Genomic DNA, 15,014 nt, shown 5'->3' on the forward strand with positions numbered 1-15,014 from the left:
CGTAAAATACTCTACCGTAGTGAGCGCTTCAGCGCTCATATGAATAATTTTAAGGGCTGAAGCTCTTACTACTTTTAAGATAACTTTTCTCAAAAACTTGATTTACAAAAATCAAAATGGTTGCGTATAAACCACAGAAAAATAGAAACCATCTTCTTGCAAAGAATTATTACGTGAATCTACAGAAACCAAAGGAATACCCCAATCAAAACGAGCATTAATTCTATCGCTTTGCCACAATAACCCCAACCCAGTTGAAGTGAGGTTATTAGGAGCATTGGCAACCCCTGTACTAGTACCACCCGAACCAGTACCAAAATCAAAAAATGGGGTAATTTGTAGCACACCTCCCACTTGTGGAACGCGCAAAATTGGATATCTTAATTCGATAGAAGCTAAAAAGGCTTTATCAACTAACAGCAAATCTTGACGATAACCGCGCACAGTGCGTTGACCTCCTAAACCAAACTGCTCTAAAGGCACTAATGGTCTGTCTGATAATTGAGCATCGGCACGAACTAAGAGTAATGTATCTGGAGCTAAAAGCCTGACCCACTGTCCTTGTCCTCGCCAAGAGAAAAATTGACCATCGGGTGCATTTGGATTAATCGTAGCATCGAAAGCATCTATGCCAAAACTAAATTGCGATCGCCCTGCCAATACTTGTCGGCTATTGCGTTTAGTCCAATCTTGAAAAAAGCGTAATATTGATAAGCGCGTCTGTCCATTCCTAGCACCGGGAGAAGGAAATGCTAATCGTTCACCGATAACAGATTCTAAAAAACCAACATCACTTTCCCGACGAGATGCAGTTAGTCCCAAAGCAAATTCTTCGTTGGGGGTTTGCACTATTGGTTGACGCAATGTGATGGAAAAATCTTGTGATATTCCCTGGATATCTAAAGCGTCGAACGGTTCTTCAATTACACGGCTATTTGTGTAATTGTAGCTAAATTGCAACGTTCCATTATAAGCATTTATCGGCAGGGTGTAACTTGCCTCAACATCGTTGCTACCATCAGTGTTAGAGTAAGCAACATTTAAACTATCTCCCAATCCCGACAAGTTAGCTTGGTTGAGTTGAATTTGCCGCTGAAAGCTGCCAATACTCGGAGAACGATTATTATCTAAGCTAATTTCAGCTTTGAATGTCTTTGCTTCACTTGCTTTGACAACTAATATACTACTACCTGCATTTGCCCCAGTTGCCAGTTCCGCAGAGATATTTTTAATTAGTGGATTGAGTTGAAGCACTTGCAGCGCTTGTAAAAGTTTATTTACGTTCAGGGGTTTGCCAGTCGCTACAGCAAGACGACTGCGGACATAATTAGGATTAAGTCGCTTTAAACCACTAACTTCAATGCTTTCCAAACCACCTTCCACAACTTGAATGGTGATGTTACTTCCCCTACTTTTAAAGGTTTGGTTAGCGGGGATAAATGCGCCGGAGGTTATGTAACCTTTATCGCGGTATAGTTTACTAACTGCTTCCGATGCTTGTAGTAGTTGAGCAAAAGTAATCGATTTATTAACAAAGTCTTTGGTAACTTCCGCTAATTCTTGAGGGCTAAATACACTACTACCAACTACGTTAAAGCGATCAACTCTGATAGTTCCCGAAAACTGATTGGGAGGTACTTCCGGAGTCGTCGAAGGTGGTACAGGTGAAGGAAACAACTCTTCTGGAGGTGGGAGAGTTGGAATCTTTTCTGGTAGTGGGGGATTGTTCTCGTCTTCTCGGCGGAGTATACTTGGGGGAACCGTGGGATTATTCTGGTTACTATTTGGTGGTGGGTTTTGGGCAGCTTCAATTGGCTGGAGAAGTTGAGCCGTATTTGCTGATTCTGGTGGAAACTGCACAGAAATTGCATCTAACTCTAAAATCTGCCCAGATAAAACCTGAGTATTTTGGGCAGATAGCGTGCTAGTATCTGCCAAAGCACTGTTTGCTACAGATAAAGCTTTTACCTCCCCCAAAATTATCAATAATCCCAATCGAATACATAGCTGTTTCCAACTGTCGGTCATTGAGAGTTACCTCTCTCTAAAAGTGCTTCTATAATTTCACGTATTGCTTTCACTTGCTCCGGTTTTGTACTAGCAATCTCTAAATCGACATTCACAGTATATTCCTTTACAAAAGAATTTTTTGTTAAATTTTCTAAAAAATCATACTTTTGGAGGGCGATCGCATGTTAATAAACCTATAGATTGCATCTTATTGCTTGCATTCTTGTCTTTCTCTGCGTACCCTTCGGGTGACGCTCCTGCGTCGCTAACGCTTTGCTAACATCAGTTCGACGGGACGGAAACCGACTTTGCCGACTGATTCACCTTTGCGCTGTCCCTGCGTCTCTCTGCGTTAAAAAAGATAATCTCTGGGATGAATCGTAGAGACGTTCCACGCTTTACGTCCTTGGACTTCCAAAACCATTACTAACCCCAACTGCTAGCAACCGTTTCTCCAGTTTCCAATCATAGAGCCTCAGTCCTACTATCTGTTATTTCACTTTTTATACGTAGTAAGGACTTCAGTCCTTAAAATTGAACATCTGAGCGGTAAACCGCTCACTACGAATTAATCACTACTGACAGTATAAACCTCGTCTACCTTGAAAACCGTAGTTTTCTGCCAAGACTTTGAGATTGCTTCCTTACGTCGATAGGTACACATCTGAAAAATTATAAACTCCAGGTTTCAACATGGACGAGGTTTATTTCCAGAAAGTTTTCTTTATTGTTAAAAATAATGAAATACTAAAGTTCAGCAGTCTAGGGATGAAAAACAGAACAAGGCAATTTATTTCCCTAAAAATGAGAATAATGGGTATTGTTTATCCAACTTTTACGTTAAGAGCACAAATTTCGCGCACGATAATGAGATGCACGGAATATTAATGTAACTTTATGTTTATTGTTAAATCAAGCTGTAGTGAGTGAATGCGATCGCCTATTTTAATTAGATTCACCCTCTTGATGAGTTTCCCTTTGTCTCAAAAGAGTGATACATTGTATCTTCAGGAGCAAGACGAATAGCTGTGTTATAATCAGTCATTGCTTTAAACTTATCGCCGATCTCATAATAAAGCTGACTGCGCCAAAGGTAAAACAGGGGGTTGTCTGGATGAAGATTAATGGCTTGAGTGTAATCTTCAAGTGCTCCGTCTTTATCTTCTAGATTTTGGCGACGCAAGTTAGCGCGTTCAGTGTAAAGATAAGCATCATTAGGACGAGTACGAATTGCATGACCAAATAGAGCGATCGCTTTATTCGTATCTCCTTGTTTAAAAAAGGTACGAGCTTGTTCAACGTATGTAGCACTATGGCTCTGTTTAGTTTCAGATGCTACACCAACAGTAGCCTCAATTTGATGCTCTTTTTTTGGTGTAGGCAGAGAATCTGCTGTTGTTGCTTTAGGCTTGACCGAATTCAGGGCTTTATAAACTAAATTACCTGTGGAGGCAAAAACTAAGCTAATTCCAACTAAAATAACAATCACCAACAGGGTAGTCTCGGCATTGTTAGGACTATTTTCATAGGTTTGAATATCTTTGCTGAGCGAATTACCGGAAACCTGAATGGCTTGTCCTGGTTTAATTCTAGCTTGACTGACCACACAAGTGGTGGTTAGCAGTGATGCAACGCCAAGGATTTTCCTCTTCATAATCTAGTTCCTTTACACATGACACAGTCCTTTTATATTGCAAATCAAAAACAACATAATTAAAGTTAATATCTCTGTCAGCTAAATTAAGGTGGTTAGATTCAAGTTGATATTTAACCAAAATTTTCCAACAAAAGATATTTATAGTATCTAATTTTGCCAGAGTAACTCACTTTTGACTTCTGTAAATAGAACTAGACCAAAAGTAAAACGACTACTACATAATAAAGTATTACGTAACCCCCATTTGATAGAAAAACTACATTTCTCATGGAGAAATAATTAAATAAATAAAGGGTTATGTTTTAAAGCACCATAGAAGTGCGGGCGATCGCGTAATAGGCAACAATTAAGCAATACTAGACTACTTGCACTCCCAAAGGGCAAAGGGTATAAACTTTCCATGCATTTCTCGAATGAGTCTTAAGGTTTATTGATGATAAAGCCATAAGTCTCAGCCACCAGTGAACGCAAGTTATCTCAAGTCCGTGATAAATACTTCTAATAAAATAACCTCACCCTTAGGTTAAACAAGAGCCAAAAATGGACAGGCTTATTTTGGAATATTTATGAGGCATCACAGACTGTTTATATAGAAGGCGCATTCCTATAAGTGTCTAACACCAGTGAAACCCACCATATTCTGAAAGTATCAAAAATAAGGGCAAATATAAAATAAATTTTTGTAAATTTTTATAAACTTTCTAAATCTCACCTTTATCTAAACTGCTGCTACAGCTACGCGTTATCTGAAATAACCGTATATTTTTTTAATCTAACACCTAATTAATACTATAGCTTATAACGCAACTACTGTTGACAAAAATAATTTTGCCTGAAAATGTCACCAATGCCTAACCAGTTGTGGTTCATCCGCTGCGAGTGTGTATGGTTGCAAGAGGTTAGGAGCTAGATTAAATCGTCAAATTCTTAGGATTGGTTGACAAGAGAACGCAATTGACCTCTGTTCAGCAGCGCAAAAAAAAGACAGCTTAGAAAAATAACTGTCTGTTTTCAATTGATTATTCAAAATAGCTTTACAAACATTTTTGCTTTTTAATTGCTTGGATTGGTTGTAATCACTTGAGGTTTTTGGGAACCTGGAAGCAAGGGTTCACTGACCAAATTATCCAAACCTACACTCTTTGAGGTTAGCAATGCCTTCCACTCTGCTTTTAATTCCTCGCTAGTGGGATTGGAGGAAAGCGACTGTGCTAAACTAGCAAGGCTATCTTGCCAAATGCCGGCTTCTGCGTAAAGATTAGCACGCTCTTGAGGACTTGCTGTTACTAACTTACTTGCTAGTTGAGGTTCTGTTTTAACACGCATGATCGCACCTTCGACAAACTTGTCTTTAGAGCGTTCTTTAGGGTTGCAAATTATTGAGAACGACCAACGATACACCTTATCTACTTCTAGTGAAACTTTATTAAAAGGAATACTGACTATTCCACTTTTTTCACTTGATTTATAGATTTGCTTGTATTCTTTATCTTGATCCTTAAATACAAGCTCTAATGTTGCAGAAGTTTGCGGAACGTAGAAAAAGAAAGTAGGATTTACTTGTGTTGTTAACCCTATGTTAGAGTTGGGGACTACAGCAGTTAAAGGATTTTGCCCCGAAGAGCAATTTTTCTCTTCCGGAGCTCGCGATCCACCTGCTGCGCGTCTACCAGGTACTTCTAGACCTTCTGGTGCTTTAAATGTTATTCGAGCTTCTGCGGTTGTAAAAGGAATCAGGAAAGACAACCCGAAAACTACAAATAATAGTTTTGACCACAATCTTTGTTTGTAAAGTGATTTCATTCAAATAAAGGTGCGACTAAAACCCCATTAGTTATTGGACTAACAGCCGCCCTCTCCATACTTAGTTGACAAAATTGTGCGTATCTCTCTGAGTTATTATAAATTAAAATGGTAAATTTTCGCAAAATTTATATCAATTTCCGTAGAGGCAATTCGTTAATTTTGCGCTACTAATGTTCAGTTTTCCTTTGGCAGTTAGTAGGGGTATCAATACAGCTGGCTGTTTCGCTTTGTGATGCAATTAAGGTAACTTCACCTTTGTTATTGAATACCCAACCAATGACAGGTACGATCGCAATGCCCTCTGCTGTTTGTTTGAAAGGCTTTGAAGTAGGTGTGTTATACATCTCTCCACTGCGGATATTGGTTAGCCGTGTATCTGACCAGACTACATCACTAATCAGGGGATCATCAGGACTATCCGGTAAACCACTACATCCGGTATAAGTGAAGCTACTACCATCTTTGCCAGCTAAAGCACCACAGTTAGAAGCAATCAGTCTTGAAACTTCAACTACACTTGTAGGCAATTCTAACAAACCACGGCGGGGGTCTATATCCAGGGTGTTAATATCTACCGTACCTGCATTGTTAAATTCTCAGCTTGCATCAATATTGTTAGTACCCTTTCCCGGAATGGCTCGACCTTTAAAGAAGCCAAAAAGCCTTTGAGTGTTGATTGTAATATTACCGCCTCTTCCCAAAAATCCACTTAATATTATATCACTATTTTTTCCAAATAGGGCAATTACAAAACCTTTATTTACATTAATGGTGATATTACCACCTGTGGCTGTGCCATTTGCTTGAGCGCTGATGCGGCTATATTGACAGGGTTGCACAAAAACTGTAGATTTTGAGATGTTGTAGTTAATAAACGGGTTGCTTAGGGTAAGCCCGATTGGGACAAATAAAGCTTGTCTACCGCTGTACAATTGTTTCTTAATAAAACTAAAATTATCCTGAAGACAGCATTTACTGATTGTCTTAAACAAAAGCAGCGACTAGAGGAGAGATAAAAAGGATGAGGGATTCTTATCTTTTGGCAGCAAGCTTGTTGACAGGATTGGCAATACCAGCATCGGCTGTTCCACAGTTATCGATGATTCAACTAGAAAATCATCCAGTGCTGTGGAATTTAAAACAAGGTTCACTGCCAAGTGTAGGTGAGAAAATTATACCTAGTGTGGAAATCTCCTTACCAGAATTCAGCAACCCGTTATCGCCTTACTTAGAGAGTTTGCCACGAACTGTAGAGGAGAAAATCGCCCCTAGTGCGGAAATCTCCTCACCAGAATTCAGCAATCAAGTATTGTCGGCGCCAATAGAGTCATCATTTAAAGTAGATTCCGAACCAGTAGATCCCATGCTGGTATCGGGGAAACAACTTTATTACCAAAGATTAAGTGCTCTGAAAATAGGTCAGATTTACACGCGCTTCGATGATGACAACGTGCGTGAAGCGTTCGTCGCGGAGCGTGTCGCAGACAAGCGATCGCTGTCAGGTCAATCGGTTGTCCGATCAAGAAGCAAACATCAACTAACTTATGAAGACTGGAAAACTTTATTAGCCTTAGAAGCGAAAGCGATCGCTCAAGGTCAAGGAACAAATCATCTCAATGTTTTAGTTGGTGATTCTTTGAGTATGTGGTTTCCCACTCGAAAATTGCCTACCGGGAAATTATGGCTGAATCAAGGAATATCTGGAGATACTTCCAGTGGTGTATTAAAAAGATTATCTTTCTTTTCTAAAACGCGACCTGATGTGATTTACGTCATGGCGGGAATCAACGATTTACGCAATGGTGTTAGTGATGAAACAATTTTGCGTAATCATCGCCGAATTATTCGTACACTCAAGCAAAGTCACCCAGAAAGTTTAATAATTATCCAATCAATTTTGCCTACTCGTCAGGCGAAAATCCCTAATAGCCGAATTCGTCATATTAACGAGCAACTTGCCCAAATTGCCAAAGAACAACATGTAAATTATCTGAATATCCATAATTGGTTTACAGATTCTGAAGGGAATTTACGAGAAGATTTGACCACAGATGGATTACATTTGTCAACCCGTGGATATGATGTTTGGCGATGGGCACTACAGCAAGTAGAAACTAAAATGACAGCTAACAGAAGTAAGCGTCAGCTTAAGTAAGTTTATTAAAAAACTACTAATGGTATCAACTCAGTTATCATCCAAACTTTCGTTAGAAGAATTTCTTCAATTGCCAGAAACCAAACCAGCTAGCGAATATGTTGACGGGAAAATCTACCAAAAACCAATGGGTCAGGGTAAACATAGCATAATCCAAACTGAGTTATCATCTGCTATCAATCAGATAGGTAAATCAAAAAAGCTAGCGTTAGCATTAACCGAGTTACGCTGCACATTTGGGGAACGTTCTTTAGTTCCAGATATTACTGTATTTGAATGGTCACGCATCCCAACTGATGAAAATGGAGAGATTGCCAACAGGTTTGAAAGCTATCCAGATTGGGCAATTGAAATTTTATCACCTGACCAATATCCTAACCGGGTCATTAATAAAATTATTTTCTGTATTAACCAGGGAACAAAACTAGGTTGGTTCATTGATATTAATGATAAATCAGTGATGGTATTTCAACCTAATCAATTGCCAGCAGTGAAATATGATAATGATAAATTACCTGTTGTCGATGTTTTAGCAGATTGGCAGATACGAGCAGCAGATATATTTAGCTGGCTAAAACTTAATTGATTTCGTAGTAAGCACTTCAGTGCTTGAAATAAGCACTAAAGTGCTTACTACCAAAAAAACTAGACTTTAAGACTCAAAGTTTCGCGATTTAAAACTTGATTTAACTTACCGCTACGATAACCTTCTAAATCCAAAGTTACGTAGATAAATCCTAACTTTTGAAATGCAGAAACAATTGTTGGTAAATCTGTGGTTAACACAAACTCTTTGATTTGTTCTGGTGGTAACTCAATGCGTGCGGTATCTCCATCAGAACGCACTCGCAAATTATTTAAACCCAATTTCCGCAGATAAATTTCCGCTCTTCCTACTCGTTGTAACTTAGCAACAGTAATTTCTTCACCATAGGGAAAACGGGAACTCAGACAAGGTTGAGCAGGTTTATCCCACCAAGGTAAACTTAGTTGTTGCGAAAGTTGACGAACTTCAACTTTAGAAATATTAACTTCTGCTAAAGGCGATCGCGCACCTCTTTCTTTTGCGGCACGAATTCCTGGACGATAATCATGTAAATCATCAGCATTCACACCATCCACAACATAGGGATAACCCAACTTCAAAGCTAAAGGTTTGAGAGTGTCGTGCAGTTCACTTTTACAAAAATAACAGCGGTTGACAGGGTTGGATGTGTAATTAGGGTTTTCCATCTCGTGCGTTTGAACGATTTGATGAGAAATCCCAATAGTTGCCGCTTGAAGAATCGCGTCTTCCAACTCCTCTGGCAAAAGACTCGGAGAAACAGCCGTCACTGCCAAAGCGCGATCGCCTAAAACATCATAAGCAATCTTAGCAACCAAAGTGCTATCAATCCCACCAGAGTAGGCAATTAAAGCCTGCTCCATTTCTCTAAACAAAGTTCTTAGTTGCTCAAGTTTCTCTGTCAGCATCATTTGCAGATCCACCCAAAACCGTATTCAACCTAACAAATTCTATTGTAGGCATGTGGTACGAAAGATGGGGGATTGGGCAATGGGCAATGGGCAATGGGCAATGGGCAATGGGCACGATCGCAGTGAGAATTAAAGAAGTTCAATAAAGCAAGTGCGTGAATAAATACAATTCTTTCCTGCCCCATGCCCCATGCCCCATGCCCCATGCCCCATGCCCCATGCCCTATGCCCCATGCCCTATGCCCCATGCCCTATGCCCCATGCCCTATTTTGCTATATTTTGCTACCAAAGTTGCTAAAAGAGGCAAATCAATCGGTTTAGAAATATAGCCATTAACTCCAGCAGTGAGACAGATTTCGCGATCGCCTTTCATTGCCATTGCTGTTTGGGCTATTATCGGAATCGTTTTATACTGCTGTTTGTCTCGTAGTTGCTCTACTAATTTCAAGCCATTTTCATCTGGTAAATAGACATCCATTAAAATCACCGCAGGCTGCAACTCTATGAGAGATTGCCACATTTCGGCAGCATTTTTTACCCAAGTTACTTGATAACCCAATTTTTCTAAATAAGTTTTTATAAGTTTGGCATTAGAGAAATCATCTTCCACTAGCAAAATTTCTGATGATGAGGTATTATTTAAATTAACCCCATTTCCCTTATCTGACCTAGAGACGTTCCGCCGGAACGTCTCTACCCCCTTTTTCTGCGTCAGGGGAAGTACGATGGTAAAACGCGAACCTTGATTAACCTTAGATTCTACTTTCAACCACCCACTGTGAATTTCGACGAGTTTCCGAGTTAGTGCTAATCCTAAACCAGTACCTTCATCACGAGCGGTAACAGCATTGGGTATTTGGAAATAAGGTTGAAAAAGTTCAGTTTGGTCTTGTTTGGAGATGCCAGCACCAGTGTCCCAAACTGTAAAATACATAAATTCACGTTTAACGGCTACCTTTAACCCAACGCTTCCTGTGGTTGTAAACTTGAGAGCATTGAACAGCAAATTTAATAGCATTTGCTTGAGTCGCAAAGAATCGGCTACGAGAGTTGTGATCTTCGCATCTACCTCTAGCCGCAGGTTCAAATTTTTATTAGCGGCTTTTTCTTTCAGTAAAGCGAAAACATTGTTACATAGTGTTGGTACATTTACGGTTTCCCATTGTACCTCTAGCTGATTTGCTTCAATTTTTGAGAGATCCAAAATATCGTTAATTAAAGCTAGCAGGTGCTTGCCGCTAGACTGAATAATATTTAAATACTCTTGGTGACGTTCTCTTGTAGGATCGTAGCCTTGGGCTAAGAGTAGCTGAGTGAAACCGATAATAGAACTAAGTGGTGTGCGAATTTCGTGGCTGGTATTTGCGAGAAACAGGTTTTTTAGTTGATTAGTGCGCTCTAGTTGCTGATTAAAGCTTTCTAGATGTTGAGAAGATTCCTGCAAAGATTTTATTTGTTGCAGTTGTGCCAAAGCTACCGCACATTGATTGGCGGCGCGAGCCATCAAATTTGATGTAAGTTTAACTTGTGCTGCTTTTAGTGATTCGCTACTAGGTTCTTGTAATTCTGTGACGATAATTAACCAGCTCGCAACACCGTCAAAATCCTCAGCTAACCGCCAAGCATTCGGCGGTTGTTGGTTTTCTAATTTTTGTAAATCTTCAATGTCTATTGCTCGTTGCAAGCTAAATTGCAGCTTTTTTACGGTGTTGGAAATCAGTCTAGATGAGGACTCAGAAGCATAAGCTATTTTGCCAACTGTTTCTTGTGGTTGAAACAAAGCGATCGCCACTTCACCGGCATTTAAAGCACTATTGAGTTCGTTTACAACTATCTGGAAAATTTCTGCTTCTGTAGTACAACTAGAAAGCAGACAATCGTTGAGGCGACTTTGCAACTTATTTAAAGTGCATTCGAGCCACAAATCGGCGCGAAGTTGCTCAATTGAGATCAAAAGTTTTGTACTTATATCTACCTGAGAGTTCCGTTCTGGTAAGCTTGAATACTGCTGCATGGTCAACTAGACCCCTGAACAAATATTAGTTTCGATCAAGGTGTGAAGAAGGCTTTATGTATATTGGCATACAAATCCTTTTTATTTATAACTCATAACTAGTAGTGTCTAGTGTAACGATATGCATAAATGACATTAGTAGAAAACACTAAAAAATAGCGATAACAAAACAAACTGGCTTTAGTGAACCGATACAATCCTGGAAATACCAGAAGCACACGGTCGCTTATAACAGGCATCCACACAAGTCACTCATGTGGTTGTAACACATAAATCGACAAAATGGCTTTTTTTTTACAAGAAAGACTGGGAATTAGGGAATTTCATGAGGTAAAGAAATAAAAATTTTCCCCCTTTTCCCTTTCCCCTTTCCCCTTTCCCCTTTCCCCATTACTATGAATGCACAACTAGCTCAATTAATTGTTAATGGAATTGCTGTAGGGAGCATTATTGCTCTGGCAGCCGTTGGACTGACTTTAACCTATGGGATTTTACGGTTATCTAACTTTGCCCACGGTGATTTTCTCACATTGGGAGCTTATTTTACATGGCTCTTAAATTCTCTTGGGATAAATATTTGGCTGTCGATGGTACTAGCAGGAGTGGGAACGGTAGCGGTGATGGTGTTGTCGGAAAAGCTGCTGTGGTCAAGGATGCGCTCTATCCGTGCTAGTTCTACGACTCTGATTATTATGTCCATTGGACTGGCATTATTTCTTCGCAATGCCATTATCTTGATTTGGGGTGGTAGTAACCAAAATTACAATTTGCCGATTACCCCTGCTTTAGACATTGCGGGTTTAAAAGTGCCGCAAAATCAATTGCTGGTTTTGTTCTTAGCGATGTTGGTAATTTTGGCGCTACATTATCTTTTACAAAATACCAAAATTGGCAAAGCTATGCGAGCCGTTGCGGACGATTTGGATTTGGCGAGAGTTTCTGGTATTAATGTTGACTCTGTAGTTCTTTGGACTTGGATAATTGCCGGGACGCTCACATCTTTGGGAGGCAGTATGTACGGGTTAATTACAGCGGTGCGCCCGAATATGGGATGGTTTTTGATTTTACCGATGTTTGCCTCAGTGATTCTGGGGGGAATTGGCAATCCTTATGGAGCGATCGCAGCAGCTTTTATCATCGGTATCGTTCAAGAAGTCAGCACCATCATCCCTGGACTGGGTTCTCAGTATAAACAAGGTGTGGCGCTATTCATTATGATTTTGGTGCTGCTAATTCGTCCCAAAGGTTTGTTCAAAGGTACGATTTGAGCAACACCAAATCTAATTAAGAGTCAAAAGTCAATGGTCAATGGTCAAAATTTTGACTTTTGGACTGTTGACTCTTGGACTCTTAACTGGAGCCTAGCAACTAAAAGTTAACCAGATGGAAGTAAATTGCTGCTATCAGGAAATTACCAGCTAGGAGAAATAAACTGATTCCGGTGCGAAAGGGAAAAGGAGCTTTAGCGCCCGTTTGAGCAACTTCTGCGCCGACTTTTGGATTTGTAGGTTTCTTGGCTTGAGCTGTCATAGTTTCCTATCCTAATTACAATCTTCTTAACAAATAGCAAAGAGTCGTCATATTTAGCGACACTCATCAAAAATATTTTTGTGGATTTTGTACCCTAAAACAGCACCAGTCAACAAAATGTATTATAGGGCATTGGGCAATGGGCAATGGGCATGGGGCAATGGGCAATGGATTCTAAAACGTCCCCCCATCCCCCGATCTTCCATTCTCTAGACGGGTTGTACTTGATCAAGGGCTTTCGCCGGCGTGGTAGGAACTGCGAACTAGAGGAGCAGAACGAACGTGGCTAAATCCCATTTCTTCTGCTATGGTTCCAAGCTCATCAAATTCTTTGGGTGTCCAATATTTTTGTACTGGCAGATGTTCTAAAGAAGGACGCATATACTGACCGATAGTCAGGCGATCGCATCCTACAGTCCTCAGATCCGCCATTGTTTCGATGACTTCATCAATGGTTTCACCGTGTCCCAGCATTAAACCTGATTTGGTGGGAATTATGGGCTGAATCTGTTTGACTAGAGAAAGTACCCTTAGGGAGCGATCGTACTTCGCACCTCGGCGCACAGGACCTTGCAACCGTCGCACCGTCTCAATATTGTGGTTGTAACAAGCAGGGTGCGCTTTCACAACCATTTCTATCCGTTGGCGTTGACCTTCTTCACCAGTACCCCCACCACTCCAAAAGTCAGGTGTCAGCACTTCGATTTGGGCTTCTGGGTTCAAAGCGCGGATAGTTTCCATCGTCTTGACAAAATGACCCGCTCCTTGATCTGGTAAGTCATCACGAGCGACAGAAGTCAATACCACATAACGTAATCCCAAAAGCTGCACTGATTCTGCCACATGCAGCGGTTCTGAGGAGTCCACAGGCATAGGTGCATGACCTTTATCTACTTGACAAAAGGCGCAAGACCGCGTACATGTGGGACCCATGAGTAAAAAAGTTGCTGTTTTTTGGGAGTAGCATTCTCCGCGATTGGGGCAACGTCCTTCTTCGCAAATCGTGTGGATTTGACGCTGCTTAATAATACGTTGTACCGTCGAGAGTTCACTAGCTTTGCCAATCGGACGACGTAACCACGTTGGCATTGCCATAATCTCTGATTTGAGTTGCGCTGGTTGCGAAGAGGTCATAAATAATTCAAGGGAAAAGGGGCTTTTTGAAGAAGGGGAAAGGTTTCCCCAAGTGGAGCATCTGCCGTGAAAGGGACTCATGGGAAAGAATTATTACCAATGCCCTATGCCCTGTGATTTAAAGATCACATTTACATAAATCTCACGAAATATCAGTATACGCTCTGTAAGATACCTAAATTATTGTCGCATCTCCCAGAAATTACTATCCCCCAATCAATATAAATGTCATATATAGTAGGAGGATTCTCAACCTTAATTGGCAAAGCCGCCATCTCAACCTAAAGTTTCTGTTAGAGTAATTAGTCGTGGCAAGTAACAAGATTCTAGTTATCGATGACACTACAGTTGTCAGGGTGAAAGTACGGGAAATGTTGCCTCCGGGCAATTTTGAAGTACTGGAAGCAAAAGACGGCTTAGAAGGATTAAATTTCATTCTTCAGGAAAAACTCAGCCTGATTATGTTGGATTTCCTTTTGCCGAAAATGAGTGGCTGGGAAGTTTTCCAGCAGATTCAAGCTCAACCAGAACTAAGAAAGATTCCCTTAGTTCTTATGTCTGGTCGGAAAGAAGAGGTGACGGAGAAAATTCCCGAACCCTTTGAATATTTTGAGTTTCTCGGAAAGCCTTTTGACCAAAAGCAACTAATTGCCTCAATTAAGTTGGCGATGACAAAAGCTAAACAGCCGCGTCCGGAACCAGTCTCAGTAGCAGCTGTTGCTGCGAAAAATGGAGTTGTAGATTCTAGTGCGATCGCTCCGGGCGGGTCTTTGACCATCGCTCCTAGTGACGAAATTGCTGCATTAAATGAAAAACTTGTCAAGATGCAAGCGGAAATTGATGGTTTAAAGAAACAATTAACTCAAGTTGTGACTTTTATTAAACAGAAAATAAAATAGCGATCGTTTCTTTTCTCAAAACCTCCGTAGCTAAGACTTTCATCTTTTGTTGCGATTTAGTAAAATTTAAAATTCACTTTTAAATTTATTAAGTCTACCGATACCCTTAAGTAAAAGGTAAAGGTAGGCTTTTTATTGTTTAGATGACAAAAATAAGTTATACCAATTTTAATTAATTGGTAAAAATTTAAACAATAACTAGTCAAGTATATTACTTCTGAAAAATTATTTAGTATTGTTATATCTACCTCTCAATTACTTAATTTTTAATAAATTTAAAATATAAAGTTATTTAAATAAATAAAACTCTTATTAATACATTAGTTATTAAC

General features: G+C 40.0%; 14 protein-coding genes. 5 read left to right on the forward strand and 9 right to left on the reverse strand.

The window, feature by feature from the left end:
• Nucleotides 1-111: 111 nt before the first annotated feature.
• The 5 genes from TOL9009_RS0123620 to TOL9009_RS0123645 all read right to left on the reverse strand — a co-directional run bounded on the left by TOL9009_RS0123620 (nucleotide 112) and on the right by TOL9009_RS0123645 (nucleotide 6,312).
• Nucleotides 112-2,028 (reverse strand): ShlB/FhaC/HecB family hemolysin secretion/activation protein, encoded by a 1,917-nt coding sequence (locus TOL9009_RS0123620; protein ID WP_084763290.1) that lies wholly within the window; start codon nucleotides 2,026-2,028, stop codon nucleotides 112-114.
• A 937-nt stretch (nucleotides 2,029-2,965) separates the two neighbouring features.
• The gene (locus TOL9009_RS42285; protein ID WP_029635150.1) at nucleotides 2,966-3,664 is read right to left on the reverse strand and encodes a tetratricopeptide repeat protein; all 699 of its coding nucleotides are present in this window, start codon (nucleotides 3,662-3,664) and stop codon (nucleotides 2,966-2,968) included.
• A gap of 1,056 nt (nucleotides 3,665-4,720) precedes the next feature.
• On the reverse strand, nucleotides 4,721-5,470 hold the full coding sequence (locus TOL9009_RS40270) for a DUF928 domain-containing protein (RefSeq protein WP_051503007.1): 750 nt from the start codon (nucleotides 5,468-5,470) through the stop codon (nucleotides 4,721-4,723).
• Between the two features lie 170 nt (nucleotides 5,471-5,640).
• Complete coding sequence (locus TOL9009_RS0123640; RefSeq protein WP_144238319.1) at nucleotides 5,641-6,000, reverse strand: hypothetical protein; 360 nt, start codon at nucleotides 5,998-6,000, stop codon at nucleotides 5,641-5,643.
• Nucleotides 6,001-6,069: 69 nt separating this feature from the next.
• Nucleotides 6,070-6,312 carry a hypothetical protein gene (locus TOL9009_RS0123645; protein WP_144238320.1) on the reverse strand — a complete coding sequence of 81 codons (243 nt, stop codon included), beginning with the start codon at nucleotides 6,310-6,312 and terminating at the stop codon, nucleotides 6,070-6,072.
• 182 nt (nucleotides 6,313-6,494) lie between these two features.
• On the opposite strand from TOL9009_RS0123645, the gene TOL9009_RS0123650 reads away from it, so the two are divergent.
• Nucleotides 6,495-7,628: an SGNH/GDSL hydrolase family protein gene (locus TOL9009_RS0123650; RefSeq protein WP_029635154.1), complete on the forward strand. Its 1,134-nt coding sequence runs from the start codon at nucleotides 6,495-6,497 to the stop codon at nucleotides 7,626-7,628.
• A 19-nt stretch (nucleotides 7,629-7,647) separates the two neighbouring features.
• Nucleotides 7,648-8,214 (forward strand): Uma2 family endonuclease, encoded by a 567-nt coding sequence (locus tag TOL9009_RS0123655; RefSeq protein WP_029635155.1) that lies wholly within the window; start codon nucleotides 7,648-7,650, stop codon nucleotides 8,212-8,214.
• 59 nt (nucleotides 8,215-8,273) lie between these two features.
• On the opposite strand, the gene larE is transcribed toward TOL9009_RS0123655, so the two are convergent.
• Nucleotides 8,274-9,104, reverse strand: coding sequence for an ATP-dependent sacrificial sulfur transferase LarE (larE, locus tag TOL9009_RS0123660; protein ID WP_029635156.1), 831 nt, complete (start codon nucleotides 9,102-9,104; stop codon nucleotides 8,274-8,276).
• 155 nt (nucleotides 9,105-9,259) lie between these two features.
• Between larE and TOL9009_RS47665 the strand changes: the two genes are divergently transcribed.
• Complete coding sequence (locus TOL9009_RS47665) at nucleotides 9,260-9,403, forward strand: hypothetical protein (RefSeq protein WP_186227631.1); 144 nt, start codon at nucleotides 9,260-9,262, stop codon at nucleotides 9,401-9,403.
• Here the strand turns inward: TOL9009_RS47665 and hrmK are convergent.
• Entirely contained in the window at nucleotides 9,356-11,119 is a 1,764-nt protein-coding gene (gene hrmK, locus TOL9009_RS0123670) for a hybrid histidine kinase/response regulator HrmK (protein WP_029635157.1), read from the reverse strand. The genes TOL9009_RS47665 and hrmK overlap by 48 nt on opposite strands.
• 395 nt (nucleotides 11,120-11,514) lie before the next feature.
• Here hrmK and TOL9009_RS0123675 point away from each other — a divergent pair, with 395 nt between their 5' ends.
• A complete protein-coding gene (locus TOL9009_RS0123675; protein WP_029635159.1) occupies nucleotides 11,515-12,387 on the forward strand; it encodes a branched-chain amino acid ABC transporter permease in 873 nt (290 codons plus the stop codon).
• A 100-nt stretch (nucleotides 12,388-12,487) separates the two neighbouring features.
• Here the strand turns inward: TOL9009_RS0123675 and psaX are convergent, their stop codons facing one another.
• Together psaX and lipA are read right to left on the reverse strand one after the other, a co-directional pair.
• Nucleotides 12,488-12,649 carry a photosystem I protein PsaX gene (psaX, locus tag TOL9009_RS0123680; protein ID WP_029635161.1) on the reverse strand — a complete coding sequence of 54 codons (162 nt, stop codon included), beginning with the start codon at nucleotides 12,647-12,649 and terminating at the stop codon, nucleotides 12,488-12,490.
• A gap of 228 nt (nucleotides 12,650-12,877) precedes the next feature.
• Nucleotides 12,878-13,783, reverse strand: a complete 906-nt coding sequence (gene lipA / locus TOL9009_RS0123685) for a lipoyl synthase (RefSeq protein ID WP_029635163.1) — start codon at nucleotides 13,781-13,783, stop codon at nucleotides 12,878-12,880.
• Nucleotides 13,784-14,091: 308 nt separating this feature from the next.
• Between lipA and TOL9009_RS0123690 the strand changes: the two genes are divergently transcribed.
• Nucleotides 14,092-14,682: a response regulator gene (locus tag TOL9009_RS0123690; protein ID WP_029635165.1), complete on the forward strand. Its 591-nt coding sequence runs from the start codon at nucleotides 14,092-14,094 to the stop codon at nucleotides 14,680-14,682.
• Nucleotides 14,683-15,014: the final 332 nt, after the last annotated feature.

The sequence above is a fragment of the [Scytonema hofmanni] UTEX 2349 genome (assembly GCF_000582685.1).
Classification (GTDB): Bacteria; Cyanobacteriota; Cyanobacteriia; order Cyanobacteriales; family Nostocaceae; genus Hassallia; species Hassallia hofmanni.